This is a genomic window from Streptomyces sp. NPDC017520, assembly GCF_044329855.1.
Taxonomy (GTDB): Bacteria; Actinomycetota; Actinomycetes; order Streptomycetales; family Streptomycetaceae; genus Streptomyces.
The window spans coordinates 129030-155466 of sequence record NZ_JBIRKB010000011.1; the positions used below are offsets into that span (position 1 = coordinate 129030).

Sequence of the window (26437 nt, forward strand, 5' to 3'; positions counted from 1 at the left end):
CGGACGGAAGAGGGAGGCGGGCAGGGTGATGGCCGATGGCGCCGGCGCGGGGAGCAGCGGCACGGACAGCGGTGGCGGTACGGGGAGCAGCGGCACGGACAGCGGTGGCGGTACGGGGAGCGAGCGGTACGCGGAGCTGGCTGGGGCGGGGCCGTACGGGGTGCGCCCGGGGCACGCCCTGATCACCATGGTCGAACCGCATCCCGGCCATGAGTACGCGTACAACCGCTGGTACGAGGACGACCACTACTACGCGGGTGCGACGGCCATGCCGTGGATGTTCGCCGGACGCCGCTGGGTGGCCACCAAGGACCTCCAGGAGCTGCGGTACCCGGAGACGTCGGCGGTCGCTCAGCCGGTCGGCGCGGGCTGCTACCTGTCGACGTACTGGGTGACCGAGGGGCGCTACGACGACCACATGAAGTGGACCGTCGCCATCAACAAGCGGCTGAACCGGGACGGCCGGGTCTACCGGGACCGGACCCACGTGTTCACGGCCTTCCAGGACCACGAGGCCACCGTCTACCGCGACGGGGCCGCCGGCCCCCGGGACTTCCACGCGCTCGACCACCCGTACGCGGGCCTCGTCCTCCAGGTCGTCGACGCGGAGGGGCCGGGACAGCGGGCGGAGCTGCTGGAATGGCTGCGCTCGCGCCATCTCCCGCAGCGGCTGAAGGGGTCGCCCGCGGCCATGGTCACGGTGTTCCGGCCGACGCCCCTGCCCGGTGACCGGATGACGTACGTGAAGCAGGTCGAGGGGGTCGACATCCGGCTGACGCTGCTGTGGTTCCTCCAGGAGGATCCGCGGAGCTGCTGGGAGGAGCGCTTCACCGGCCTGGACGCGGCGGTCGCGGAGACGGGTCTCGGGCGGGTCGAGCTGGTCGCGCCGTTCGTGCCGACCGTGCCGGGGACGGACCGGTACGTCGACCGGCTGCGGTGACGCCGTGGAACAGCGCCGGATCGTGCCGAGCCCCCTCGGCCAGGACGGCGAACCGGTCGAGAGGGCTCCATCAGGTGGTTCGGTGGTGCGGTGGTGCGAGGTCAGGCGTTGACCGTGCCCGTGGCGACGTCGCGCACGAACGCGTTCCACGCACCGGGGACGAAGGTGAGCGAGGGGCCCTCGGGGGCCTTCGAGTCACGTACGGCGATGGACAGCGCGACCGGGGACTTGACCTCGACGCACGCGCCGTTGCCCCCGGAGTACGACGACTTCGTCCACTTGTCCGTAGCACCCTGAAGAATTGCCATGTTCACTCCGGTTCAGAGAGTTGGGTGGGTCGCACCAACCTGATTCCGATTGGCGTGATCGACGCTACTCGCCAAGCCCCGTCCATGAGATGGCCGTTCACTCGACCGGATGGTCTTTCCCCGTCAGGCCTTCCGTGGTGAATGGGCGGCGGTGTACCATCCCGCCGCCCATTCACTCCCGGAAGGGCCCGTACCCGATGCGCCGACTCGGACGCGCCGACTCGGACGCGCCGACTCGGACGCGCCGACTCGGACGCGCCGACTCGGACGCGCCGGCTTCGGCGCGCCGGCTCCGCGCGTCAACTCGTGTACGACTTAGCGATCTTGCTGATGAACTCCCGGGTCTGCTCCACGTTCAGCGCCTGCGCCCGCAGGTGTTCGTACATCACGCTGTAGCGCTGCACGTCGTTCGCCTTCTCCAGGTAGAGATCGCTCGTGACGCCCTCGATGTAGACGACGCTGGAGTCCGCGGCGTCCGGGAACTCCAGGATCGCGTACTGGCCGTTGATGCCCGGGTGCGCGCCCATGTCGAACGGCAGGACCTGCACGGTGACGTGCGGCAGGTGGGACTGCTCGACGAGGTGCTCCAGCTGTTCGATCATCACCTGCTTGTCGCCGACCACCCGGCGCAGCGCCGACTCGTCGATCACCGCCCACAGCCGCAGCGGGTTCTCCTGCGCGTTGACCCGCTCCTGGCGTCGCGACCGTACGTTGACGCGCTTCTCGATGTCCGACGGGGGAGCCTCGGGAAGCGCGCCGCTGATCAACGCCTCGGCGTACGCTCGGGTCTGGAGCAGGCCCGGGACCATCTGGGGCTCGTAGACCCGCAGCGACTCCGCGTCGGTCTCCAGGCCGATGTAGACGCTGTACGGGATGTCGCCGAAGGCGTGCCACCAGCCCTGCTGGCGGGAGTCCTTCGCCATCTGCATCAGCGAGTCGACGATGCGGTGGTCCTCGACCTCGTACACCCCGCAGAGGTCGCGTACATCGCGCTGGCTGATGGACCGACGGCCGTTCTCCAGGCGGCTGATCTTCGACTGCGATACCAGCAGTCGCTCCGCCACTTCCTCGGCCGTCATGCCTTTGAGTTCGCGCAGGCGGCGCAATTCCTGGCCCAGCCTGCGTCGCCTGACAGTGGGATTGACGTTGGACGGCACGGAAACGGCACCTCCGGCTATGTAGCTGTGCGTATCTACTGCTCAGCAGATTGCCACCCCTTGCCCCGGCCGCGCTGGGAAACGGCCACACGCGGGGCGCGGGGGCGCACGCACCGGTGTGCGGGAGGGCGCGCAAGCGCACGGGGCAGCCGGTGGTGGTGACTACCGGCTGCCCCGTGCGTGGTGCGGCTCCCGGACCGGGTCCGGTGATGGCGGACGACGGTACGGCGTTGTGCTGTTCTCAGGTCCGTGCGGTCAGCTCGCGGCGGTGTGCGCCATGCTGCCACGACGGGCCTGTGCTTGCGGCTGCAACGGAAGGCCCGCTGCCTGCTGCGTACGGCGTGGCTGGACGGCCACTCCGTTCTGGACGTCCATCACGGCGTGCGCCACGAGTCCACCCATCGGGTCGTGCCTGATCAGGTCCCGGAGCCGGGAGCGCGAAGAGCGCCCCTCGTTCCCGGGGTACAGATGCTTGCCGAGTCCGACCGCGTGGGCCAGTGCGGCGAGCGCCGCGGTCCGCGGGTCCGGCGGTACGCCGGTACGGATCGCGCTGTCCAGCCGGTTCCTTATGTCCCGGCTGATCGCTGTCTCCGTCGCTTGGTAGCGAGTCGTCGGCAGCACTCCGCACATCTGGCCCGCCACGGCATGAACCATGCCGCACCGCTCCAGATGAGCGAGATAGATCTGACGCAGCCCCAGGCGGGGCCCGCCGATCCAGTGGACCGCCCGAACCGGGCTGCCACGACGGCGCAGCAGCTCCAGTGCGGAGTCCAGAGTCGGATCTCCTGTCGGCCGTGGCATCACCACGGCGATACGATCCCCGTCAGGGGCTATCCGTCCTGCCAGAGCCAGCTCCACTAGCTGTGCCCCGGCCAGGCCGAGGTCGAGCGACTGCGGCTGCGCTGTGGTACCCGTGGTCGGGTCCAGAGCGAGCAGCAAAAGCTCCTCCGGGATTGTTCTGCGGCTCCTGCCCATCCATGCCTCCCCGCGTGGATGTCTGACAGGGTGACCCCTCTCACATTGGTCTGTCGAGAGCGCCTGCCTGCTTTGTGAGGGAACCAGTAGGTATGTCGTTCTCGTCTAGCAGCTCGGCCAGGGGTTCACACAGGACACTGGTAGATGGTTCGGACAGCGCGGGGCGACCCCGCAGCGCATGAGGAGGCATCGGTGGCGGGCGAGTCCCCCGACAAAACGGAGCAGCAGAAGTCGTCGGGGACGGCTGCGGAGGAACGCGACCCGCGCTTCGCCGTGTTCCGTGACCCCGGCGCGGACACGGACGCGGACACGGGCGGGAACGCGGATGCGGGCGGGAACGCGGGTGCGGGTGTGGGTTCGGGTGTCACGTCCGACACGGCGACCGCTGTCTTCCGTCCCCGGCTTCCGGAGGACGCCGCCCGGCGCGAGCCCGGGGAGGATTCCGCTGCCGCGGTGCGTGAACCGGAGGCCGCGGCCGAGCCGGACGTCGAGCCGGCGGCCGAGCCGGACGTCGATTCCGAGGCCGGTTCCGGGGCCGAGGCCGACGCGGAGACCGCCGCCGAGCCGGAGAGCGCGCCTGTGACGGCCTCCACGGCCTCTGGGGAGGCCGACGCCCTTTCGGAGGGCGCGGGAGTCGCCGAGGGCGGCACGAGCCCGGACACGGGCGCGGAGACGTCCGGCACGGAGACGGTGGCCGATGCCGATGCCGATGCCGATGCCGGGGACGGCCGGCTGCGTGCCGCGGTGGCCGCGTGGGTCGATGCCGATGCCGAGGGCAAGTCGGCGGCGGACACCCAGGACGACGCGGACTCCGGTGCCGCGTCCGCGTCCGACACCGAGGACGAACCCTCCGCGAAGGACGAGCCGGACGCGGGGCCGAAGGCGATGCCCGAGGCGGACGCGACGCCGAAGCCCGAGAAGGCGGACGGGGACGCGGCGGACGCGGAACCGGAGTCGAAGGGCGAGCCCGACGACAAGCAGAAGGCCGGCCCCACGCCCACCGCCACGCCCGGATCCACGCCCACCGCCACCACCGACTCCACGCCCGAACCGAAGGCCGACGCCGAGCCGGACAGCGCGTCCGACGCCTCCGACCTGCGAGGAATCGATCAGCCCACCGCCATCTTCAAGGCGGTCAAGCCGGTCGGCGCGGCCGACCGGGTCGACCAGGCGACGACCGCGCTGAAGCTCCCGCCGAGCGAGGTCGGCCCCGGGGGCAGGAGCGGGACCAAGTCCGAGAGCAAGCCCGAGACCAAGCCCGGGAACAAGCCCGAGAGCGATGCGGAGCGCACGAGCACGTTCGTGCCGCTGCGCTCCGACGACGTACGGTCCGCCCCCGCGCCCCGCACCCCGGAGCCCGGGGCTGGACCCGCGGCAGGACCCGAGGCGACCTCGGCGCCGTCCTGGGCGGCGGCCGAGCGGACCCGGCAGCAGCCGCTGCCGCCGAGGCCGCCGCTCGACCTGCTCGCCGAGCTGACGAACACCCCGCCGCCCCCGGAGACCCCGGTCCGGACCGCCGTCCGGCGGGTCAAGATCTGGACCCCGCTGGTGCTCCTCCTGCTGATCGTCTTTGCGATCGTGCAGGTGATGCGCCCGCTGCCGGAGCCCTCGCTGGAGCTCACGGCGAAGCCGACGTACACCTTCGAGGGCGGCGAGACGAAGCTGTCCTGGCCGGGCCAGGGGCAGTCGGCCGTGATGGTCGACGGCGTCGGGTCGCTCGGTTCCGAGGGCGCGCAGAAACCGGCCCCGATCGCCAGCGTCGCGAAGGTCATGACCGCCTACGTGATCCTCCAGGAACACCCCCTCAAGGGTGACGAGGAGGGCGAGACGATCACCGTCGACCAGAAGGCCCAGGACGAGTCCAAGCGGCCCGACGAGTCGACGGCCCCGCTGACCAAGGGGCAGAAACTCAGCCAGCGGCAGATGCTCCAGCTGCTGATGATCCCCTCGGGCAACAACGCGGCGCGGCTGCTCGCCCGCTGGGACGCCGGCTCCGAGGGCGCGTTCATCGACAAGATGAACGACGCGGCCAAGGAGCTCGGCATGTCCGGGTCGACGTACACGGACCCGAGCGGGCTGGAGAAGACCACGGTGTCCACCGCCACCGACCAGCTGAAGCTGGCGCAGGCGGTCATGCGCAACGAGGTCTTCAGGAAGATCGTGGACATGCCCGAGATCGAGATCGAGGGCATAGACGGCAAGATCTACAACAACAACAACCTCCTGTTGCAGCCGGGCGTGAGCGGCATCAAGACCGGGTCCTCCACTCCGGCGGGCGGCAACCTGCTCTGGTCCGCGAACACCAAGGTCGACGGCAAGATGCTGTGGATCTACGGAGCGGTCATGGGCCAGCAGGCCGGTACCGGCCGGGTCTACGACAGTCTGGAGCTGTCCCTCCAGAACAGCCTGAAGCTGATCAAGGACGCACAGGAGGCCGCGACCTCGGCGACGGTGGTGAAGAAGGGCGATGTCGTCGGGTACGTGGACAACGGGTTCGGCGGACAGACCCCGGTGATCGCCACCAAGAACCTCAAGGCGGTCGGCTGGTCCGGCCTGGAGGTCGAGCTGAAGGTCACGGACAACGGCAAGGGCATCGAGCACGCCGCGAAGGCCGGGAGCGAGGTCGGCATGGTGACCGTGGGCACCGGCACCGGAAAGGTCACGGCCCCGGTGGTGCTGCAGAGCGATCTGACCGAGCCGGCCTTCGGCGACAAGCTGGCCAGGATCGGCTGAGACACCGGAGCGGGGGAGGGGCGGGCGAGGCTGTGGGCCGCCCCTCCCCGTATATGACAGAGATACGTGCAGGGGGTACGTGTTAGCGTCCCCGGACAACTCAGGGACGCTGGGACGCGTCCTTGAAGAGGTACGGGGCCGGCGGAGGACGGGGAGAGCCGTAGTGACCACCGCGGAGCCGAAGCCCGGCCGCGAGGCGGACGAGACCACAGGGGGCGGGGGCGACGCCCTGCACGTTCGCGTGCCGTCCCCCCGTGTCCCGGAGTCTCAGGAGACCCCTGAGTCTGCGCACTCCCCTGAGCCTCCGGACTCCCCTGAGCCTCCGGACTCCCGTGATTCCCCCGGGGCCCCTGACGCTGGTTCCCTCGCGACCTCTGATTCCGCCGTGGCCGCTGTGCCCGCCGGGGCCACGGGGCCTTCGGGGTCCACGAAGCCCTCCGGGGCCACGGGCCTCTCCGCAGATCCTGCGGCGGGACCCGCCGCTCCCGAGCCGTCGTCAGCCAGGGCCCGTCGCCTGCTGCGGCACCCCGTCACCATCGCGACGGCCGCCGCCGCCGTCGGCCACCTCCTCTGGTTCTTCTTCTTCGCCAACACGGGCGGCGACATCGCCGCGCAGGACGCCTGGGCCGAGTTCGTGGGCCGGCACCCCGGCACGGCGTACAACCTGGCCTGGTACGGGGGCATGCACCCCGTCTCGTACAGCGTGGTCTCGCCCTACCTGATGTCGCTGCTCGGCGTCCGTACGACGATGATGATCGTCGGCACGGTCTCCTCCGCGCTGACCGCGCTGATCCTCGTGCGGGTCCCGGCCGTCCGCAATCCGCTGGCCTGCTCGCTCGCCGGGGTCTTCGCGTTCCTGTGCAACGCGCTGTCGGGCCGGGTGACCTTCGGGCTCGGCATGATGTTCGCCGTCGGCGCGGTGGCCGCGGTGTTCTGCTGGCCCTACCGCTGGCGGTACAAGCGGTGGGCCAAGGCCGGCGTCGCCGCCCCGCTCGCCGCGCTCGCCACCGCCTCCAGCCCCGTCGCCGGACTCTTCCTGGGCGTCGTCGCGGCGGCGCTGTTCCTCCACAAACGACGCCCCGGCGCGTACGCGATCGGGCTCGCCCCGGTCGCCGTGGTGGGGCTGTCCGCCTTGCTGTTCCCCTTCTCCGGTACGCAGCCGATGTCGCTCGGGACGCTGTCGCTGCCGTTCCTCTTCGCGGTCCTCGTGTACGTCCTCGTACCGCGCGACTGGAGCACGGTCCGCACCGCCGCCGCCGTCTACGGGATCGGCACGCTGCTCACGTACGTCATCGACTCGCAGATCGGGTCGAACATCACGCGCATGGCGATGCTGTTCGCCGGAGTGGCGCTGCTCGCCGCCCTGCCGTACACGGTGCCGCGCAGCCGCCGCTGGTACGCCCTGGTCCTGGCCTTCGTGGGCCTCAACTTCTGGATCGGATTCAAGGGCGTGGACGACATCGTCCGGACCGCGCCCGCCGCGTCCTGGAACCGGGAACTGGCCCCGCTGATCAACCAGCTCCAGCAGGTGGAGGCGGAGCGCGGCCGGGTCGAGGTGGTGCCCGCGAGCAGTCACCGCGAGTCATCGGCGCTCGCCCCGTACGTCAACCTGGCGCGCGGCTGGAACCGCCAGGCGGACATGGAGCGCAACCCGCTCTTCTACGACGACACGCTCGACCCGGTGAACTACCGGGAGTGGCTGGACCGCTGGGCCGTGCACTACGTGGTGCTGCCGAAGGACCGGCCGGACAACGGGGCGATCCAGGAGGCGGAGCTGGTCGAGCAGGGGCAGCCGTACCTGCGCGAGATCTGGGGCGACGCGAACTGGAAGCTCTTCCGGGTCCTGGACCCGGTGCCGCTCGCCGACCCGCCCGCGACGGTGGAGCGGGCCGGCGCGGACGAGCTGACGATCACCGTGAAGTCGGCGGGCCGGGTGCTGATCCGCATCCCGTACACGCGCTGGCTCGCCCTCGTCGACGAGGAGGGCAAGAGCGTGGAGCGCCCGTTGGAGACCGAGGAGTCGAAGGCGCGGTCGGAGGCGGACGAGACCGCGCCGAAGACCTATCTCAACACCAACGGCTGCCTGAACAAGGTCGAGGAGGGCCCGTACGGCGACGAGTGGACCGAACTGCTCGCGCCGCGACCGGGCGTGTACCGGCTGGCGGCCCCGTACCAGCTCCAGCCGGGCACGCCCTGCCCCGAAGAGCTGAGCTGACCGTTCCCAGCCCGTGTGCATGAGTGGGTCTTGGAACCACTGATGTGTTCTGGGCTCATCCCGAACGGTTTTGGGTGTGCCTGAGTGCCTGAGTGCCTGAGTGGCACTGAGCGACCGATTGGCTGGGCGGCTGCGCGGAGGCGCGCGCCCGCGAGGGCCGACCGTGCCCCGGCTACCGCACGAAGCCGCGGTCGTGCGGCGACAGACCCGTGGCGGGTCCGGCGGCGCGGAGGACCGTGTCGAGGGCCCGGTCCGGGTCGGCCGAGTAACACCCGCTCGCCCAGGCGGCGTTGGCTTCGATCACGGCCCATCGGCCCTCGTCGTCACGGCCGACATCGACGACGATCGCGGACGGCAGGGTCTCCCCGGCGGCTGCGATGACCTCCCGCCCGAAGGCGAGCGCGTCGCCGCCCGCCGGCCCGATCCGGAGCCTGCCGGACTCGCCGTACTGCCCGGCAGCGTGGACGGCCCCGTCGAGCAAGTGGAGCCGGTACTCGACGGCGAACGTCATCACGTCGCTCACCAGCACGACGGTCGCCGGGTCCACGGCATCCGGGCCGGGCAGCCGGGACCCGTCGGCGTACACGAGCGCCGGAATGCTCTTGTCGTTGGGCGACTTGATGAAGGCGGGGCGTCGCAGCCGGTACGCCTCGTCGATCGGCATCGCCCGGATGTCCCGGCGGGTGAGCGCCCGGGGGAGCCGAGCGAGCCAGTCGGCGGGGGCCTCCAGGAGGGCGATCCCGAGCGCGGGGGCCACGACGTCGGCGAAGGAGGGCCCGGCGTGCAGATGCACGGCGTGCCCTTCGCCTTCGGTGCTGCCGGCCCCGAGGGCACCCAGCCCCTCCGGTACGGCGGAGGCCGTCGCCTCCACGGTGCGCAGCCCGCGCCGCAGCGCGGCGGCACGCAGCGTCCGGGCGGAGGCGGTGAGCCGGGGCGGGAGGACGAGGGTGCGCGGCGGGCGGGTCATGGCCGCAGATCCTCCCGTACGGGGACGCCGCGCCGCACCGGCTTTTCTCGGGGGCGGCGGGGGACGGGTCCGTTGTGCGTGCCCGGGACCACCCGGTTCTCTTCGGCTTTCGAACTGCTCGCGGCCGATCTGGCGGAGTTCGTGCCGGCGCTGCGCCGGACCGACCCGGCGGACGCCCCGCCCGCCCGCCTGCCGCGGCGAGCCCCCAGCCTCCCGCGACACGGCACCCCGTACGACACGGCACCCCGTACGGCGGGACGCCCCGTACGGCGGGACGCCCCGTACGGCGGGACGCCCCGTACGGCGGGGCGTTCCGTACGGCGGTCGCGGCCGACGACGCCACCTGGACGCGAGGGCGGGGCTGGGCGCGCACCATCGCCCGCCCTGATGGAGCGCGCGCACTACCGGGACACGAACCCGGTGAGGGCGAGGACCGCGGCGCACGTGATCGCCGAGATCCTCACCGACCACTCCCGTGCGCGGGTCAGCCCCCCGTCGAGTCCTTGACGCGCGGGACGCGCGGCACGTTCACGGCGGGTGCCGGAGCCACCCCGGGCACGCCCTCACTGAGCCCGAACCGGTCGTGGAACCTCCGCAGGGGGCCGGGCGCGTACCAGGCCGAGCGGCCGAGCAGCCGCATCGCGGCGGGGACGAGCACACCGCGTACGGCTATGGCGTCGATGAGGATGGCCAGCCCGCTGCCCAGGCCGAACATCTGCATGAAGCTGATCTCGGCCGTGCCGAAGGCGAAGAAGCTCACCGCGAGCAGGAGCGCCGCCGCGCTGACGATGCGCCCGGTGCGGCCGAGGCCGTGGGTCACGGCGGACTCGTTGTCCTCGCCGAGATCGTGGAGTTCCTTGATCCGGCTGGTGACGAACACCTCGTAGTCCATGGAGAGACCGAAGGCGACGCAGAACATCAGGACGGTCATCGCCATCTCCATCGGCTGGGCCGTGAAGCCGAGCAGGGAGGAGAGGGCGCCGTCCTGGAAGATCCAGGTCATCACGCCGAGGGTCGCCGCGAGACTGACGACATTGAGGACCAGGGCCCGCAGGGGCTGCACGACGCTGCCGGTGAAGAGGAAGAGCAGGACGAAGGTGGTGACGACGATCAGGGCCACGGCGATGGGCAGTCGGTCACCGATGGAGGCCTTGGAGTCGACCAGTTGGGCATCGGCGCCACCCACCAGCGGGCTCGCCCCGGCGGGCGGATCGGTCGCCCGTACCTCCTTCACCAGGCTCTGGGCCGCGTCCGACTTCGGTTCCAGAGCGCTCACCACGGTGATCCGCTGCGCGTCGGGCCGGCCGAGGGCGGGGTTCCCGGGGCCGGTGGCGGTGGGCTCTCCCCCGGCGTAGCTTCCCGAACCGGTCTCGACGCGTACGACGCCGTCGAGCCCGGACAGCCCGGCCGCGTACGACGCCAACGGGGCCTCGGCCACCGGCTGGTCGATGACGACATGGAGGGCCGATTCCTCGCTGCCGTCGAAGTTCTCCCGCAGCGCCGTGGCGACCTGGCGGCTCTCGGCGCCCTCGGGCAGCACGCGCTCGTCCGGGGTGCCGAAGGTGATGCCGAGCAGCGGGCTCGCCGCCAGCAGCAGCACGGCGAGCGCGGGCAGGGCGGTGATCGCGGGCCGTCGCATGACGGTGCGGGCCAGCCGCCCCCACAGGGGTGTCCGGTCATCGACGCGCCCCCGCTTCACCCACGGCAGCCGGCCGCTGTTGACGCGGTGCCCCAGGACGGCGAACAGCGCCGGCATCACGAACAGCGTGGCTACGGCGGCGACGGCCACGACACCGACTCCGGCGAAGCCGAACGAGCGGAGGAAGTACTGGGGGAACACCAGGAGGGACCCGAGGGCCGCCGCCACGGTCGCGGCGGAGAACGCGACGGTACGGCCCGCCGTGCTCACCGTGGACCGGACGGCGTCGTCCACGCTCGCACCGGCCGACAGCTGTTCCCGGAAGCGGCTGACCATCAACAGGGCGTAGTCGATGCCGAGTCCGAGGCCCAGGGCGGTGGTGAGGTTGGTCGCGGTGTTGGCGACATCGGTGACACTGCCGAGGAGGGAGAGCTGGGCGAACGAGCCGAGGATGGCGATGACGGCGATGACCAGCGGCAGCAGGGCCGCGACCACGCTGCCGAAGACGAACAGGAGCAGGACGAGGGTGAGCGGTATGGCGATGGCCTCGGCCAGGATCAGATCGTCGACCACCTGACCCGACAGATCGCTGCCCACGGCCGCACCACCTCCGGCCCGGACCGTGAGGCCACCGTCCTGTGCGCCGGTGTAGCCGTCGATGATCCGCTGTGCGTTCTTCTGCTGCCGCGTCTCGTCGCCCGTCACATGGGCGAGCACCATGGCTTCCCGGCCGTCATCGGAACGGAGATCGGGGCTGCCGGTGTCCCAGTACGAGACGACATTGGTCAGCCCCTTCTCCTCCTTGAGGCCGGCGACCAGGCTCTGCCCGCTCAGCCGTACGGCGGGGGATTCGACGGAGCCGTCGGCGGCACGGACCAGCAGCACCAGGTTCGTCTCTCCTCCGAACTTCTCGTCGATGACCACCGCGGCCCGGGAGGAGGGGGACGACGGGTCGTCGAAGCCCCCGCCGAGCAACTTGCCGAACGCGCCCGCGCCGACCGCGCCCATGAGCACCAAGGCCACAGCGGCCACGACGAGTACCGACCGGGAACGGCGGATCGCCAGTTCGGCCAAGCGTTCAAACACGCCACATCTCCTTTGCCTCCAACGGTGAGGACGACGGGTGTCTGCCTGGTGCACAGGGGAGCGGGCGCAGTGCCCCGCGGAGCCCTTCTCCACCAGGGAGGGGCGCGGTGTCGCACGCTTCGTCGCCGTGAACGACGTTAGTGAGAGGACGAGTTGTTGAGCAGTGCGAGATTTACCTGACACCGTCAGGTTTTTCGACCAAGCGGTAGAATTTTCGGGCAGACGGTCGCCGAGGCCTCCCGGTACGGCGGGGTCCGCCGTAGGCTCGGCCGCATGCCCGCAGACGCACACCCGTCGGCTCCGCCCTCCCTGCGACAGCGACGCCGGGCCGTCGCCACCCAGGAGATCGTGAAAGCCGCCGAACTCCACATCACCGAACACGGCTCCGCCGCCCTGTCCCTGCGCGCGGTGGCCCGGAGTCTCGGCATGAGCGTGCAGGCGCTCTACCACTACTTCCCCGACCGGAACGCCCTGGTCACGGTGCTCATAGCCCAGGCGTACGAGGACCTTGCCACCGCCGTGCAGACCGCCGCCGACACCACCCCGCCCGACCCGTCCGTACCGCGCTTCGTGATCGCGGCCGAGGGCTACCGCCAGTGGGCCGTCTCCCACCCCGAGCGGTTCCAACTCCTTTACGGGACACCCCTGCGGAGCTATGCGGCACCCGTCGGCGGCCCGACCACCCGGGCGATGCAGCAGATGAGCGCGGTCTTTCAGCGCGTCCTGTTCGGCGACTTCACCCCGGAGCAACTGGCCGGGGCGGACACGCCCACGCTGTCGCCCCCGTTCCGCGCCCATCTGGAACAGCTGTCACCGGACGGCCTGGCGGCCCTGCCACCGCAGGCGACCGCGCTCCTCCTCAGCGGATGGGGCCACATGCACGGCCTCGTCGTCCTGGAGGTGTTCGGCCACACCTCGTTCCTGGGCGACCACCAGGCCGAGATCTTCCGCCTGGCGATGCGCGACCTGGTGACGGACATCCACCGCCGCATCCCCGCCGGGCACGGGAACGGTCCCGGATGAGAGTGCCGGGACGCGAGCCACTCACGGTGGCGGTCGGTGGAAGGGGCGGGCCGGAGTTACCTGCCGCAGATGGGCGAGCACGTCGAACCACTCGGACGGAGAGCCGCCCGTCATGTGGTGACCGGTGTCGCGTCGCGGGTCGTGGCGTGGTCCGATGAGCCGGGACCTGGAGGTCCGGGTGAGCCAGTCGGCGACCTTCCGCGGAGCGTCCGTGCGGAGGTCCAGCAGATAGTCGCCCAGAGGTGGTACGGGGCCGGGCACCCGGTGGGCCGGGGCGCCGGTGTAGGTGGCCAGTTCCCCCGCACCGAAGATGATGCCGATCGACAGGTACCGGGTGCCGAGGTGTTCGCGCAGGTAGCTCCCCGCGTTCCGGGACGGAGCGGCCGGGCCCGGCGGGAAGCTGACGACCCTGGTGCGCGCGTCGGCGGTGTGGGAGCTGGAGACCAGAACAGCATCCTGCGGCCGGTGTGCTGCTGCCACCACAGGACGTTCTCGGCGAAGAACCGCTCGTAGCAGGCATGTTGTGCGGGCCAGCGGATCGTCGTCGTGGTCGTGGAGCTCGTAGTACTGGACGATCAGCCGTGCGTTGTGGAGTGCCCACGCATGCCCGTCGTGGCCCGGCGCTCCCGCCACCAGGTCGTACGCCGCCGGTGCGCGGTCGCGGAAGGACCGCCTGTCGGACAGGGCCCGGAACCGGCTTGTGTGCGCGGACACGTCGCCTTCGGGGCGGAGGCCGGCGTAGCAGCGCTCCAGTTCGTCCATCAGTGCGGGTTCGGCCCCGCGAACATAGCCGGCCACCGTGTCGTACGCCGAGACCCCCGTCTCATGAGGACTGACCCCGACAAGGCGGACCGGATCACCGGGGTGGCTCTCGTTGAAGACCCGCATCCACCGGACGAGGGCGAGGCCTCCTCGGTGCGGGAGAACGGCTCCGCCGCCAGCAGGGCCACGGGGTCCCCGGTCCCGGAGCGGACATGGGCGTCGAGCCGGGCGACGAGCGTCCCGTCCTGGTCGAGGGCGACAGCGCGGAAGCCCGCCTCACCGACCAGCAGCCGGGCCATCCGCGTCTGGAGAGCGAAGACCTGGTGTGCGCCACGCGTCCCGGCACCGTAGCCCACCACAACCGCCCGCTCACCGACCATGCCGAGCAGCGGAGGCCGAACTGTCCGGCGCTGTCCGCTGGGCGGGTACGGTGCGTGCGCCGCTCCCCAGGCGTCCGCGCAGTCCGTGGCGGTGCAGCAGATCGACAAGCTCGGAGCCTGCCACCAGCTCCAGAGGCTTGCCATGGGCGAAGGTGTGCGAGCCGGGGCCGAAACCGGACGTTGTAACCAGAACACCTTTGTTGGCGCCGGCCGCGACGACATCCTCGACCTGACCGTAGCTCTGGCAGCGGAGTACGGCCTCGCGGTCAGGGTCTGGCTCGAACCCAGGCATCAGTCGATGCGGAGACGCGGGTGTCTGTACCGGATGGTGCTGGTCTGTGGGCCGGACCGGGGAGGCAACTCCCGCGTCCGCTCACGCAAACGGCCCCGGACGAGAGGTCCGGGGCCGAGCAGGTACCACTCCCTGGGGGAGGAACCCCAGGTCAGAGCGGTGATGTGTTGTGCCCCCGGCAGGATTCGAACCTGCGACACCCGCTTTAGGAGAGCGGTGCTCTATCCCCTGAGCTACGAAGGCGCGGGATGTGGTGGAGGCCCCGTCATGGAGACTGGGCCGCCGCCGACAGTGTAGCGGGTGGGGTGAGTGCCGTTCCTCGGGTTTGTTGATCGCGCGCCTGTCGGTGGCCCTGTGTTTTCGCGGCTCGCCTCGGTGCCTCGGGCGGGCCCGCCGTGATGCGCGTCACGGGAACCTGTCCGGGCGGGCGGACAAGTCAGGGAGTGAACTACTCGATGCACGCGCGTATCCGCGCGGGGGATCCGGATGCCTTCCGGGAGCTGTTCCGCGAGCATGCCCAGCTCGTCTTCCGGCACGCCGTCCGGACCACCGGAGACTGGAGCGCTGCCGAGGACGTCGTGTCGCTGACGTTTCTGGAGGCGTGGCGGCTGCGCGGGAAGCTGCGGGACGAGGGGGAGAGCCCGAGGCCCTGGCTGATGGGCATCGCCGTCAACGTGTTGCGCAACAGGGGGCGCGCCGCCCGCCGTCATGAGCGGGCGCTGGCCCGGGTGCCGTTGCGGGACGTTCTGCCCGACTTCGCCGACGAACTCGTCGGGCGGATCGCCGACTCCGACGAACTCGCGGCCGCCAAGCGCGCGTTGGGGCAACTGCGGCGTTCCGAGCGGGAGGTGTTCGCGCTCTGCGTGTGGGCCGGTCTCGGTTACGGCGAGGCCGCGGAGGCGCTCGACGTGCCGGTCGGCACCGTGCGGTCCCGGCTGTCTCGTGCGCGGGCCCGGCTCCGCAGGCTTACCGACAGCGAGTTACGGCGACGGGGCGGCAGGGCGGGGCCCCGTATGACGGAGCTCCGTGTGACGGAGCCCGGCCGGGAGGAACCCCGCAGGACCGAACCTCGGAGGGCCGAACCCCGCACAACGGAACCCGATGGGACGGAACCCGATGGGACGGAACCCGATGGGACGGAACCCGGCGGTTCCGGCGGACAAGTACAGGGTGGCCGCATCGCCGCGGCCCGGTCGAACGAGGAGAGAACCCGATGATCCGCACCCCCTGGCGGCGGCGTGAAGAGCCGCTCGACCACGCGGAACTGGCCCGGCTGCTGCCCGCACCCGGTGATCCGGAACTCTCCTCCGACCGCCTGAGCGGCCTTGAGGAGCACCTGATGACCGAGATCCGGAACCGGACGCCCGACACCGCGCCAGACCCCTTGCCCGGGGCTTCGGCCGGCGCCCCGCCCGCCGGTGCGTACGCGGGGGACCACGCCCCCCGGCCGGCCCGCCGCTCCGGCCGTCGCCCGGTCCTGGTCGGCGTTGCCGCCGCCCTGGCCCTGGCCGCCGCCGGGGTCGTCGGGCTCGCGGGCAGCCCGGGCGGCTCCGGCGGTCCGGAGAGCCCCGGCCGTGTGGTCGCCCCGCCCGCAGGGGCCGTTCCCGCCCCGGTCGTCCAGGTGGTCCGGGGCAGCACCGCGGGGCTGGCGGGCGCGGTGGCCGACATCTCCGGGGCGGCGGCCGGGGCGGAGCTGCCCGAGCCGGGCCCGGGGCAGTTCCTGTACGTCCGGAGCGAGGTCTCCTGGCTGGTCTCCTGGGAGGGCGCCGACGGGAGGAACAAGAGCTACGTCGACAAGATCCATCCTCGCGAGGTCTGGATGTCGCCCGACGGCAGCAAGGGCTGGCTGAGCGAGCCCGACAAGGAGACGATCGGCCGCGACGGTGTCACGCTCGACGACCCCGAAGGAGGGGAGCGCACGCTCAACTCGCCAAGCCACGACTATTTGAAGACCCTGCCCACCGACCCCGATCTCCTGTTGAAGAAGATCTACGACGAGACCCGGGGCATGGGCAACGGCCCCGACCAGCAGGCCTTCAGCACCATCGGCGACCTGCTGAGGGAGCAGGTGGTTCCGCCGAAGCTTGCCGCCGGCCTCTACCGCGCCGCCGCCCGGATCCCCGGGGTGGTCCTCGTCGACGACTCCGTCGACGCGGCCGGCCGGCACGGGATCGCCATCGCCCGTACCGACGAGGAGGACGGCGCGCGCACCGAGTGGATCTTCGACCGCGAGACGTACACGTATCTGGGAGAGCGCACCGTGCAGACGCGCGATGTGGAGGGCATCGAGGCGGGCACGGTCAAGGGGCATACCGCGGTGACGGACCGGGCCGTCGTCGACGCCGTCAAGCAGCGCCCGTCCGGCTCGGCTCCGGGCGAGCGGGCCGCCGCCCCGGCCACCCCGTCCGCCGGAACCTGACCCTTCTTCCCGTGCCCGCCGCCCCGGCCACCCCATCGGCCGGGACCTGACCCTTCTTCCCGTGCCCGCCGCCTCGGCCGCCCCGTCGGCCGGGGCGGGACCCGTCCGTGCGCACCGCTCCTCCGGCCTTGGCGGCGCGCTTCCGTCCGCATAGCGTCTCGCGTAGCAGTCAGCGTCAGCTCAGCGCGAGAGAGGCCGTCCGTGCCGCACACCCACCCGTCCCCGTCCCCGGCCCCCGAAGACGCCGGGGCCCCCGCGGAACGCGCCCGGCGCGCCGCGCGTATCGAGGCCTCCCTCACCGCGCCCGGCGCGCCCTTCGCCGTGGTCATCGGCGAGCAGGGGACGCCGGAGTACGCCGACGGGCCGCGCACGCTCCGGGAGTTCGTGGAGGCCACCTGGGCCTACCGGGACACGCCTTTCCTCGTCGCCGGCGAACAGCGTTACTCCTACGCCGAGTTCTTCGCCGCGGCCTCCGCCCTCGCCGTACGCCTGCGGGAGCGGTACGGGCTCCGTTCCGGCGACCGGGCCGTGATCGCGATGCGGAACCACCCCGAGTGGCAGATCGCCTTCTGGGCGGCCCAGTTGGCCGGCATCGTCGCCGTACCGCTCAACGCCTGGTGGACCGAGGACGAGTTCGTCCACGCCCTGGAGGACTGCGAACCCGGGGTGCTTTTCGTGGACGGGGAGCGGCTGGGGCGGGTCTCCGGCTGGGCCCGGCGGACCGGGACGCGCGTCGTCCTTTTCCATGGGGAACACGGTGCTGGGCACGCGGCGCAGGGGCTCCGCGTCGAGCGGTACGAGGAGTTCCCCGCCCCCGACCCGCTGGCCGCGCCGCCCGACGTGGAGCCCCGGCCCGAGGACGACGCCACGATTCTCTACACCTCCGGCACCACCGGCCGCCCCAAGGGCGCGGTCGCCACCCATCTCGCCCAGGCCGGGGCCGCGCTCAACCCCCGCTACCACGCGGCGGCCTCCGCGCTGGCCCGCGGCGTCATCCCGGGGCAGGGGCCCGCCCCCGTCTCCCTGATGACGTTCCCGTTCTTCCACGTCGCCGCGTTCACCGGCTTCTACGGGGCGATGGCGGCCGGCGGCACCCTCGTCCTGATGCACAAGTGGGACGCGGACGAGGCGCTGCGGCTGATCCGGGCGCACCGCGTCACGCACTTCGCCGGGGTGCCCACCACAGGCCTCCAGCTGCTGGAGGCCGCGGAACGGACCGGGGACGGGCTGGAGAGCCTCACGCTGTTCAGCACCGGGGGAGCCCCCGCCCCGCCCGCCCTGGTCGCCCGCCTCACCGCCCGGTACGGCGAACGCGTCGAGCCCCGCAACGGCTACGGCCTCACCGAGACCAGCGGCGGGGTCCTCGCGCACTTCGGGGACGCCTACCGGGCGGAGCCGGGCGGGGCGGGACGGCCCACCCCGGTCACGGAGGTGAGGGTCGCCGCCCCTTCGGGCGAGGAGCGGCCCGACGGGGAGGCGGGGGAGCTGTGGCTGCGCGGCCAGTCGCTGTTCCGCGGCTACTGGCGCGACGCGGCGGCGACCGAGGAGGCCTTCGGCGACGGCGGCTGGTTCCGTACGGGGGACCTCGCCGTACGCCGCGAGGGGCGGGTCTCCATCGTGGACCGGATCAAGGACGTGGTGATCCGGGGCGGTGAGAACGTGTACTGCGTCGAGGTCGAGGGCGTCCTGCACGACCACCCCGACGTGGCCGACGCCGCCGTCCTCGGCATCCCGCACCCGGTGCTGGGGGAGGAAGTGGCGGCCGTCGTCCGGCCGCGCCCCGGGGCCGGGGTCACCGCCGGGGGCCTGCGCGAGCACGTCGGCGCGAGGCTCGCCGCCTTCAAGGTGCCCGCCCGGGTGCTGTTCACCGACGAGGAGCTTCCGCGCAATGTCACCGGGAAGCTCCTCAAGCACCGCCTCCGCGCCTTCGCGCAGGGCGGCACTGCGGAGGGCGGCACGGGGGAGGGCGCTGCTGCGCACGGCGGCACCGAGGAGGGCATTCCGGAGGGCGGCACGGGGGAGGGCGTTGCGCACGGCGGCGCCGAGGGGAGCGCTGCGGAGGGCGCTTGGAGGAGCGCCGAGAAGGACACCCCAGCGTGCGGGCCGGAGCGCGCTGCGGAGGCCGAGCCCCCGCTCACGGGCGCGTGACCCGCACCCGGTAGTTGCCGTCGCCGTCCTCGTCCAGCACGGATATCCGTACGCCGTTGGCCCGGTCGATGAAGGTCTGGCCGGGGCGGAACGGGGCGTCGGACAGTTCCGCGTGCACGTTGGGGCGCCGGGTGCAGCCGCCGCTGTCCTCCGTGGCGTCGGCGACGGAGACCGGGCCCTGGCCGGTGTCCACGTCGGAGCTGACCTTGTAGATCAGGACCCCCGGCCGGCAGACCGCCTCGTCGTTGCCCGCCGCCGTACGGACCTCCACGGCGTAGCCGGACCGGTCGCTCAGCGGGACGAAGGCGAGCTTGGTGCCGCCCTCGGCGGCCAGCGGGCCGAGGGTGTGCTCGCTGACGCCGGCCCGCGACGCGCAGCTGATCTGCTCGTTGTCGAGCCAGCCGAGCTTCCACTTGTGCCAGGCCAGGAAGTCGTTGTTGGCGCCCCAGTCCTCGGACATGATGTCCCAGTGCCCGACCGAGCCGCCGCCCTCCATCGTGTAGAGGTCGGGCAGCCCGAAGACGTGGCCGTTCTCGTGTGGCAGGACGCGGTAGCCGGTCTCGGCGTACGACCCCGATCCGTCGTCCTGGCGGCTGTAGACGAACGACGTGTTGGAGAGCGGGACACCGTCCGCCGTCGGGGCCTCGTCGTTGCCGGAGAAGGTCACCGAGAGCACGGTGTCCAGCGCGGAGGGGCCGGCGTTCGGGCTGACCAGGACGTTGACCAGGTCGTACGCGGAGAAGTCGACCCGGGGGTCGGCGGCGGCGACGATGTCCTTCACCAGTTGGCGGTAGCCCGGCTCGAAGGGGGAGCCGCGCTCTATCCCGTACTCCGTGAAGGGCATCGGCATCCGCAGCCAGTCCTTGACGGGGGCCTCGGGCCGGTAGACGAGCCGGCCGTAGGAGCTGGCCCTGAACCACTCGGAGGTCTGCGGGAAGAACTCCGCGTACCGGTCCGTCGCGGGTTCCGTTCCCTCCGCGTCCGGGAAGTCGATCATCAGGTTGAGCGCCCTGACCTCGCCGGTCGACCGGGCGTAGCCGGGCGGGGTCGGCAGCCCCTCGGACATCTGTACGCCCATGGTGGCGGAGATTCGGCACGGGGCGAGCGCGGATTCCTGGCTGGTGGCCGCCGGCCCCGCCGAGGCGCGGCCGGCGCTCGGAAGGGTGGTGCTGGCCGAGGCCACGGCGGCTATGACCAGCGCGGTCGCTCCGGCCAGGGCGATCGGGCGGCGGTGTCTGCGTATCCGGTGGCGGGGCTGCCGCATAGAGGCGCCTTCGGGTCCGCGGCAGCCGGCCGACCCCTGACTGCGCTCTGGCGATCAGCCTGTGCCGGGTGGTCCGGGGCCGCTCGCTGGGTGCGCCGATCGGAGGGTTTTCTCCCGGAAGTGTTGTGACGCAGGACACATTGAGGGGGGAAATAAGCGGGGAGCGTCTCCCCGTTTGCATACGTGTCCCCCGCTAAACGGGGAAGCGGTCCCCGGTTACGGATGGGGGTCGGCCGGCTACCCAGAGGGAAGAAGAGGAGGAGCGTCGTCGTGGAGACCACCGCCGGGGCCACCAGGACCGCCGCGAAGGGCACCGCACCGGCAGCCGTCGGCGGCACCGCACCCGCGGCACCGTGCCGGGCGCCGCGCCCGCGGGCCGACGCGCTGCGCAACCGCGAGCGGATCGTCGCGGCCGCGCGCGAGCTGTTCGTCGAGTTCGGGCCGGACGTGGCGCTGGACGACGTCGCACGGCGGGCCGGCGTGGGCAACGCCACGCTCTACCGGAACTTCCCCGACCGGGCCGCCCTCACCCATGAGGTCGTCCTCGCGGTCACCTCCCGCACGACGCTCCGGGCCGAAGAGGCCGCCGCGGCGGAGTCCGACCCGTTCGCCGCGCTCAGCCGCTTCGTGCACGCGGCCGCCGACGAACGGATCGGCGCCCTGTGCCCGATGCTGTCCGGCGTCTTCGACAAGGACCACCCCGAACTGCTCGCCGAGCGCCGACGCCTGGAAGAGGCCGTCGAAGGGCTCGTGGCGCGCGCCATGTCCGCGGGGCGGCTGCGCACCGACATCGCCGTCGGTGACGTACTCGTCGCCCTCTCCCAGCTCACCCGGCCGCTCCCCGGCATCGCCTGCCAGGGCATCGACCGGTTCACCCACCGTCATCTGCAGTTGTTCCTGGACGGACTGGAGTCCCCGGCCCGCTCCGAACTGCCCGGATCGGCGGCGACCTTGGAGGATCTGCGGCGCCCCTAGGACCTGTTGTCGAACCGCTCCGGCCCCGCACCGACCTGAACCTTCCGGCCGTGTCCTGAGAGGCCCGGCCCACCGCCTCACCTCACCTCACTCACCCGTCGCGCGTACCCGAACACGTACCGCCGACGCCCACTTCGCGACGCCTCGGCGCCCTCGCACGTCCTTAGGTGGATACACCCATGCCAAAAACGGCTGACACCGCCCTCCCCGATCCGAGTCGCTGGAAGGCCCTGGCCTTCATCGCGCTCGCCCAGCTGATGGTCGTCCTCGACGCGACCATCGTGAACATCGCTCTGCCCTCCGCCCAGACCGACCTCGGCATATCCGACGGCAACAAGCAGTGGGTCATCACCGCCTACGCCCTCGCCTTCGGTGGGCTCCTCCTCTTCGGCGGCCGGATCGCCGACCTCTGGGGGCGCAAGCGCACCTTCGTGGTCGGGCTGATCGGCTTCGCGCTGGCCTCCGCGCTCGGCGGCGCCGCCCAGAACGAGGCGATGATGTTCGGCTCCCGGGCTCTCCAGGGTGTCTTCGGCGCCCTGCTCGCCCCGGCCGCCCTCTCCCTGCTCGCCGTGATGTTCACCGACGCCAAGGAGCGCGCCAAGGCCTTCGGCATCTACGGGGCCATCGCCGGTGGCGGTGGCGCGGTCGGGCTGATCCTCGGCGGCTTCCTCACCGAGTACCTGAACTGGCGCTGGACGTTCTTCGTCAACATCCCGTTCGCCATCGTCGCCGCCGCCGGCGCGTACTTCGTCATCCGCGAGCCCTCCGGCGCCCGCAACCGCGCACCGCTGGACATCCCCGGCGTCGTGCTCTCCACGCTCGGCCTGGTCGCCCTGGTGTACGGCTTCACCCGCGCCGAGTCGGCCGGCTGGTCGGACACGCTGACCGTCTCGATGTTCATCGCCGCCGTCGTGCTGCTGGTGGCCTTCGTCGTGACCGAGGCGCGGGTGAAGTCGCCGCTGCTGCCGCTGCGCGTCCTCACCGAGCGCAACCGTGGCGGGGTCTACCTCTCGCTGGGGCTCGCCATCATCGCGATGTTCGGGCTGTTCCTGTTCCTGACCTACTACCTCCAGGTCGTGAAGGGCTACTCCCCGGTGAAGACCGGCTTCGCGTTCATGCCCATGATCGTCGGCATGATCACCGGCTCCACCCAGATCGGCACCCGGCTGATGACCCGGGTCCCGCCGCGCCTGCTGATGGGCCCCGGCTTCCTGGTCGCCGCGGTCGGCATGCTGCTCCTGACCCAGCTGGACCTGAACACCAGCTACGCGGCCGTCATCCTGCCCGGCATGCTGCTGCTCGGCCTCGGTATGGGTACGGCGTTCATGCCGGCGATGTCCCTGGCCACGCACGGCATCGAGCCGCGTGACGCGGGCGTGGCCTCCGCGATGGTCAACACCTCGCAGCAGGTCGGCGGCGCCATCGGCACCGCCCTGCTGAACACCATCGCCGCGAGCGCCACCACCGCGTACGTCGCCGATCACGCGGCCCGCGCCACGGACCCGCAGCTCCTGGAGCTCCAGGCCATGGTCAGCGGTTTCGCCGCCGCGATCTGGTGGGCCGTCGGCATCCTCGTCGCCGCCGCCGTCATCGCGATCGCCCTCATCAACACCGGCCGCCCCGGAATGGGTTCGGGGTCCGGTGGGACGGACGGCGCGTCCGACGCGGATGCCGAGGAGGAGTTCAGGATCCCGGTCGTCGCCCACTGACGACGGCGGTTCCTGCCCTGCCCCGCCCCGCCCCGGTAGCGCGCCTGCCCGTGGCTCCCTGCCTCGCGGCTTCCCCGCCTCGCGGCTTCCCCGCCTCGTGGCTTCCCTGCCCGTGGCTCCCCGCCCGTGGCTTCCCTGCCCTGGTTCCGCTCAGCGATCGCTCAGCGGAGCCAGGGCAGATCCGCGTCCGTGCCCTCCGGCTCCAGGCCGGTCGCGAGCACCCGCATGATCTCCCCGAGGCTGCTCACCTGCTCGGGCGTGAGCCGGTCGAACATCGCCTGCCGTACGGCCTCGACGTGGCCCGGGGCCGAGCGGCGGAGCATCTCGTAGCCGTCGTCCGTGAGCACCGCGTTCTGGCCGCGCTTGTCGGAGGGGCAGTCCTCACGGCGCACCCAGCCGTTCTTCTCCAGCCGGGCGATGGCGTGCGAGAGCCGGGAACGGGTGATCTTCGCGTTCCGGGCCAGCTCCGTCATCCGCATCCGGCGGCGGGGCGCCTGCGAGAGCTGGACGAGCAGTCCGTAATAGATGTGCGGCATGCCGGCATCGCGCTGCAACTGGCGATCGAGGTGATCCTCCAGCAGCGTGGTGGCGTGCAGATAGGCGCGCCAGGCGTGCTGCTCCTCGTCGGTGAGCCAGCGCGGCGCGCTGGTGGATGCCATGGTCATGTACTCCACTGTACGACCTTTTCTTGAAAGTTTAACTAGATAGGGCTAAGGTCTCCGGAGGTAGGAGCTTGAAGTTTCAAGAAACCTGCCCCGAGAGATCCCCGCAGGGGGTCCGAAGGAGTTTCGCAGGGCCTCTGAACAACGTTCCCCCGGATGACCTCGGGGAACTCCTGCTCGGACGAGTTCGTGACCGGATCCAGTGCCCCGTGCGCCCAGCGCGGCGCCTGTCGCCCTGGGGCCGCGTCCAGTGGATGGGAGTGCCATGACAGCCACCGCGGAGCGGATGCCCGCCCTCTACCTCTCGCACGGCGCACCGCCGCTGGCCGACGATCCCGTCTGGCCCGGCGAGCTCGCCGCCTGGTCCGCCGGGCTGCCCCGCCCCCGCGCGATCCTGATGGTCTCCGCCCACTGGGAGGAGGCCCCGCTCGCGCTGGGCGCGACCGAGACCGTGCCGCTCGTGTACGACTTCTGGGGTTTCCCCGAGCACTACTACGGGGTGCGTTACGGAGCCCCGGGCGCGCCCGAGCTCGCCGACAACGTCCGCAAGCTGCTGCGTGGCGCCGGCGCGCCGGTCCAGGACATCCCCGACCGCGGCCTCGACCACGGGGCGTACGTACCGCTGGTGGAGATGTTCCCGGACGCCGACGTCCCCGTACTCCAGATTTCCCTGCCGACCCTCGACCCGCGGAAGCTGATGGACATCGGGCGCAAACTCGCCCCTCTGCGCGACGAGGGCGTGCTCATCGTCGGCAGCGGCTTCTTCACCCACAACCTGGCCGCTCTGCGCCACCCGGGCGGCGGGGTTCCCGGCTGGTCGGCGGAGTTCGACGACTGGGGCGACCGCGCGCTGCGGGCCCAGGACATCGACGCGCTGATCGACTTCGAGCACACCTCCCCGGCCGGGAAGCTGGCCCACCCGCGCACCGAGCACTTCGCGCCGCTGTTCGTGACGCTGGGCGCGGCCGAGGACGAGCTGGACCGGGGGCGCAATGTCATCGACGGCTTCTGGATGGGGCTGGCGAAGCGCTCGGTGCAATTCGGCTGAGGAGGTCGGGGCGCTCCGGGTTGGGCCGAGGGGGTCGGGGCGCTCCGGGTTGGGCCGAGGAGGTCGGGGGCCACAGCCCGCTGACTTCGGCGGCCACAGCTCGCCCGAGCCCTCGGAGGCCACTCCCGAACGCTCTAGAAGACCGGCGGGTTCAACTCGATCGCGCGCCGGGCGGCGGAGAACGCGAGCGCGTCGCCCACGTCCAGTGCCGTGTCGGTGAACTTGATGGTGTGATCGTCGCCGTGCGCCGCCGCCCGGGCGAACAGCTCCCCGGCGTCCGGGGCGCCGGACGCGGACGCCGGAACCGGGGCCGCGTCACGGGGAGCGTAGGCGGCGGTGACCGCCGCGCTCGCCGCCCAGGCGGCCCGCAGACTCGGCGCCCACAGCTCGCCGGGCAGCGCCGGCAGGGTGCGCAGGACCGCGTTGGGCGCGGTCGCCGCGTGGACCAGCATGATCGGCTCGCCGTGCGCGTGGGTCGCGTACCGGTGGGTCGAGGCCCGTACCAGCTCCCGGAGCGCGGCTCGCGCCGCTTCCGGCCCTGCGAGCCCCGGGCCCGAGCCGGTGTCCGGTCCTCGCCCCGGTCCGGCGCCCTGTTCCCGCCCCGGGCCGGCGTCCGGTCCTCGCCCCGGTCCGGTGTCCTGTCCCGGCCCCCACCCCGGCCCCGGCCAGTCCGGGAACCCGGTCAGTTGCGCGAACCGGCCCCGGATGCCGCCGCTCCGGTCGGGCACCAGCGGGACCAGGTCCAGTGCCGCCGCGGCGCTCGGGGCCGGGCCGAGCTGCGTCAGGGCGGGCAGGAGCTGGTGCCGGGCGGCCCAGTAGCCGAGGGCGTGGGCCAGCTCCCGGACGCGCGGGGCGCTCTCCTCGCCCGTCAGCAGGGTCCGTACGGAATGGCCCACCCGGATCGCCGGATGCGTCGCGCCCGCGGCGATGCCCGGCAGCAGCCGGGGCCACCACGCGGCGAGCACGTCGCGCCAGGGGGTCTCGGCCGTCTCCCGCTCGAAGTACGCCGTCCAGTCGGCGACGCGGCGCGGGTCGCCGAGCGCCTCCTGCCAGTTCCGCGCGGTCACGGGGGAGCCCGCCTCCGGCATCTCCTCCAGCTTCGGGCCGTACCGGTCCAGCCAGCGGTGCACGGCCGACGCCTGGCCGTGCCGCACGAGGGCCTCCACGGCCATCGGCGCGTGATTGCTGAGCCAGCCGTCGCGTTCCGGCCCCGAGAGGTGGATGCGCTCCAGCGCTTCGTCGAGGGTGCCTGTGGTGTCGTCCATGCGATCACGCTAGGCACGCGCGGGACGGAGCGGATCGGGCCGAGGTCCCGGTCGGTCTCGGACCGGGGTCCGAGGCACTCGGGGCCTCGGTTACCTGCCGGATCGGTCGGCGGACGTACGCCCCCGGGCGGCCCGGGCCCTTCCGGTCCGGCGCGGCGCGGCGCGGACACCCTGAGCAACCCGAACGCCGCCCGAGCCGTCCTTCGGGGTGGGAGCACGGCTTCCCGGGCGCCGGCGGCGGCCGGACGAGGGGCCGTGGGACGTGCGTGTGAGTGCGGTCTCATGCACGAGCCGATTCCGGGTACCCGGCCGGAGAGCCGCAAAGGGGCCGCCCGGCCCCGCCACCGGCTCTGACCTGCGCGTCCGGCGGACACCGGAAGCGGAATCCAGCGGTCGGCGCCGGACAGGGTACTGCATGATCGCGAAAGTGAATGCGCGGCATGGGAATTCTGTCCGGATTCCAGTCGTTG

General features: G+C 72.1%; 20 protein-coding genes, 1 tRNA gene and 1 pseudogene. 11 read left to right on the top strand and 11 right to left on the bottom strand.

Annotated features, from left to right (window positions below; translation table 11 throughout):
• Window positions 1-28 precede the first annotated feature (28 nt).
• On the top strand, window positions 29-940 hold the full coding sequence (locus ACH4KB_RS25740) for a hypothetical protein (RefSeq protein WP_398068257.1): 912 nt from the start codon (window positions 29-31) through the stop codon (window positions 938-940).
• A gap of 101 nt (window positions 941-1041) precedes the next feature.
• Here the strand turns inward: ACH4KB_RS25740 and ACH4KB_RS25745 are convergent, their stop codons facing one another.
• The 3 genes from ACH4KB_RS25745 to ACH4KB_RS25755 form a co-directional block, all read right to left on the bottom strand.
• Window positions 1042-1248, bottom strand: a complete 207-nt coding sequence (locus ACH4KB_RS25745; protein ID WP_398068258.1) for a DUF397 domain-containing protein — start codon at window positions 1246-1248, stop codon at window positions 1042-1044.
• Window positions 1249-1547: 299 nt separating this feature from the next.
• Window positions 1548-2405 (bottom strand): helix-turn-helix domain-containing protein, encoded by an 858-nt coding sequence (locus tag ACH4KB_RS25750; RefSeq protein ID WP_398068259.1) that lies wholly within the window; start codon window positions 2403-2405, stop codon window positions 1548-1550.
• Between the two features lie 255 nt (window positions 2406-2660).
• Entirely contained in the window at window positions 2661-3380 is a 720-nt protein-coding gene (locus ACH4KB_RS25755) for a GPP34 family phosphoprotein (protein ID WP_398068260.1), read from the bottom strand.
• Window positions 3381-3572: 192 nt separating this feature from the next.
• On the opposite strand from ACH4KB_RS25755, the gene ACH4KB_RS25760 reads away from it, so the two are divergent.
• Together ACH4KB_RS25760 and ACH4KB_RS25765 are read left to right on the top strand one after the other, a co-directional pair.
• Entirely contained in the window at window positions 3573-6113 is a 2541-nt protein-coding gene (locus ACH4KB_RS25760; RefSeq protein ID WP_398068261.1) for a serine hydrolase, read from the top strand.
• 163 nt (window positions 6114-6276) lie between these two features.
• Window positions 6277-8328, top strand: a complete 2052-nt coding sequence (locus tag ACH4KB_RS25765; protein ID WP_398068262.1) for an MFS transporter — start codon at window positions 6277-6279, stop codon at window positions 8326-8328.
• 172 nt (window positions 8329-8500) lie between these two features.
• Here ACH4KB_RS25765 and ACH4KB_RS25770 read toward each other — a convergent pair whose 3' ends face one another.
• Window positions 8501-9295, bottom strand: coding sequence for an ATP-grasp domain-containing protein (locus ACH4KB_RS25770; protein WP_398068263.1), 795 nt, complete (start codon window positions 9293-9295; stop codon window positions 8501-8503).
• Window positions 9296-9373: 78 nt separating this feature from the next.
• On the opposite strand from ACH4KB_RS25770, the gene ACH4KB_RS25775 reads away from it, so the two are divergent.
• Entirely contained in the window at window positions 9374-9802 is a 429-nt protein-coding gene (locus tag ACH4KB_RS25775) for a hypothetical protein (RefSeq protein ID WP_398068264.1), read from the top strand.
• Here ACH4KB_RS25775 and ACH4KB_RS25780 read toward each other — a convergent pair.
• Window positions 9780-12020, bottom strand: coding sequence for an MMPL family transporter (locus tag ACH4KB_RS25780; RefSeq protein WP_398068265.1), 2241 nt, complete (start codon window positions 12018-12020; stop codon window positions 9780-9782). The two genes, ACH4KB_RS25775 and ACH4KB_RS25780, sit on opposite strands and share 23 nt — an antisense overlap.
• Before the next feature lie 273 nt (window positions 12021-12293).
• On the opposite strand from ACH4KB_RS25780, the gene ACH4KB_RS25785 reads away from it, so the two are divergent.
• Window positions 12294-13043, top strand: a complete 750-nt coding sequence (locus ACH4KB_RS25785; RefSeq protein ID WP_398068266.1) for a TetR/AcrR family transcriptional regulator — start codon at window positions 12294-12296, stop codon at window positions 13041-13043.
• Window positions 13044-13064: 21 nt separating this feature from the next.
• Here the strand turns inward: ACH4KB_RS25785 and ACH4KB_RS25790 are convergent, their stop codons facing one another.
• From ACH4KB_RS25790 to ACH4KB_RS25800, 3 genes and pseudogenes are all read right to left on the bottom strand, one after another.
• On the bottom strand, window positions 13065-13931 hold the full coding sequence (locus tag ACH4KB_RS25790) for an erythromycin esterase family protein (protein ID WP_398068267.1): 867 nt from the start codon (window positions 13929-13931) through the stop codon (window positions 13065-13067).
• A gap of 276 nt (window positions 13932-14207) precedes the next feature.
• Window positions 14208-14423, bottom strand: a pseudogene (locus ACH4KB_RS25795) (restriction endonuclease); the annotation flags it as partial.
• A gap of 224 nt (window positions 14424-14647) precedes the next feature.
• Window positions 14648-14720: transfer RNA gene (locus ACH4KB_RS25800), tRNA-Arg, on the bottom strand.
• Window positions 14721-14932: 212 nt separating this feature from the next.
• On the opposite strand from ACH4KB_RS25800, the gene ACH4KB_RS25805 reads away from it, so the two are divergent.
• The 3 genes from ACH4KB_RS25805 (at window position 14933) to ACH4KB_RS25815 (ending at window position 19044) form a co-directional block, all read left to right on the top strand.
• Window positions 14933-15694 carry an RNA polymerase sigma factor gene (locus ACH4KB_RS25805; protein WP_398068268.1) on the top strand — a complete coding sequence of 254 codons (762 nt, stop codon included), beginning with the start codon at window positions 14933-14935 and terminating at the stop codon, window positions 15692-15694.
• A complete protein-coding gene (locus ACH4KB_RS25810) occupies window positions 15691-16896 on the top strand; it encodes a CU044_5270 family protein (protein ID WP_398068269.1) in 1206 nt (401 codons plus the stop codon). The genes ACH4KB_RS25805 and ACH4KB_RS25810 overlap by 4 nt, the downstream gene beginning before the upstream one ends.
• 201 nt (window positions 16897-17097) lie before the next feature.
• Window positions 17098-19044, top strand: coding sequence for a class I adenylate-forming enzyme family protein (locus tag ACH4KB_RS25815; protein ID WP_398068270.1), 1947 nt, complete (start codon window positions 17098-17100; stop codon window positions 19042-19044).
• Here ACH4KB_RS25815 and ACH4KB_RS25820 read toward each other — a convergent pair.
• The gene (locus ACH4KB_RS25820; RefSeq protein ID WP_398068271.1) at window positions 19031-20308 is read right to left on the bottom strand and encodes a M6 family metalloprotease domain-containing protein; all 1278 of its coding nucleotides are present in this window, start codon (window positions 20306-20308) and stop codon (window positions 19031-19033) included. The two genes, ACH4KB_RS25815 and ACH4KB_RS25820, sit on opposite strands and share 14 nt — an antisense overlap.
• A 270-nt stretch (window positions 20309-20578) precedes the next feature.
• Here ACH4KB_RS25820 and ACH4KB_RS25825 point away from each other — a divergent pair, with 270 nt between their 5' ends.
• Complete coding sequence (locus ACH4KB_RS25825; protein ID WP_398068272.1) at window positions 20579-21283, top strand: TetR/AcrR family transcriptional regulator; 705 nt, start codon at window positions 20579-20581, stop codon at window positions 21281-21283.
• A gap of 179 nt (window positions 21284-21462) precedes the next feature.
• Complete coding sequence (locus ACH4KB_RS25830; RefSeq protein WP_398068273.1) at window positions 21463-22992, top strand: MFS transporter; 1530 nt, start codon at window positions 21463-21465, stop codon at window positions 22990-22992.
• Between the two features lie 161 nt (window positions 22993-23153).
• Here ACH4KB_RS25830 and ACH4KB_RS25835 read toward each other — a convergent pair whose 3' ends face one another.
• Window positions 23154-23666, bottom strand: a complete 513-nt coding sequence (locus ACH4KB_RS25835; RefSeq protein ID WP_398068274.1) for a MarR family winged helix-turn-helix transcriptional regulator — start codon at window positions 23664-23666, stop codon at window positions 23154-23156.
• Window positions 23667-23919: 253 nt separating this feature from the next.
• Between ACH4KB_RS25835 and ACH4KB_RS25840 the strand changes: the two genes are divergently transcribed.
• Window positions 23920-24702: a dioxygenase gene (locus ACH4KB_RS25840; RefSeq protein ID WP_398068275.1), complete on the top strand. Its 783-nt coding sequence runs from the start codon at window positions 23920-23922 to the stop codon at window positions 24700-24702.
• A 134-nt stretch (window positions 24703-24836) separates the two neighbouring features.
• On the opposite strand, the gene ACH4KB_RS25845 is transcribed toward ACH4KB_RS25840, so the two are convergent.
• Entirely contained in the window at window positions 24837-25967 is a 1131-nt protein-coding gene (locus tag ACH4KB_RS25845; RefSeq protein ID WP_398068276.1) for a questin oxidase family protein, read from the bottom strand.
• Between the last annotated feature and the right edge of the window lie 470 nt (window positions 25968-26437).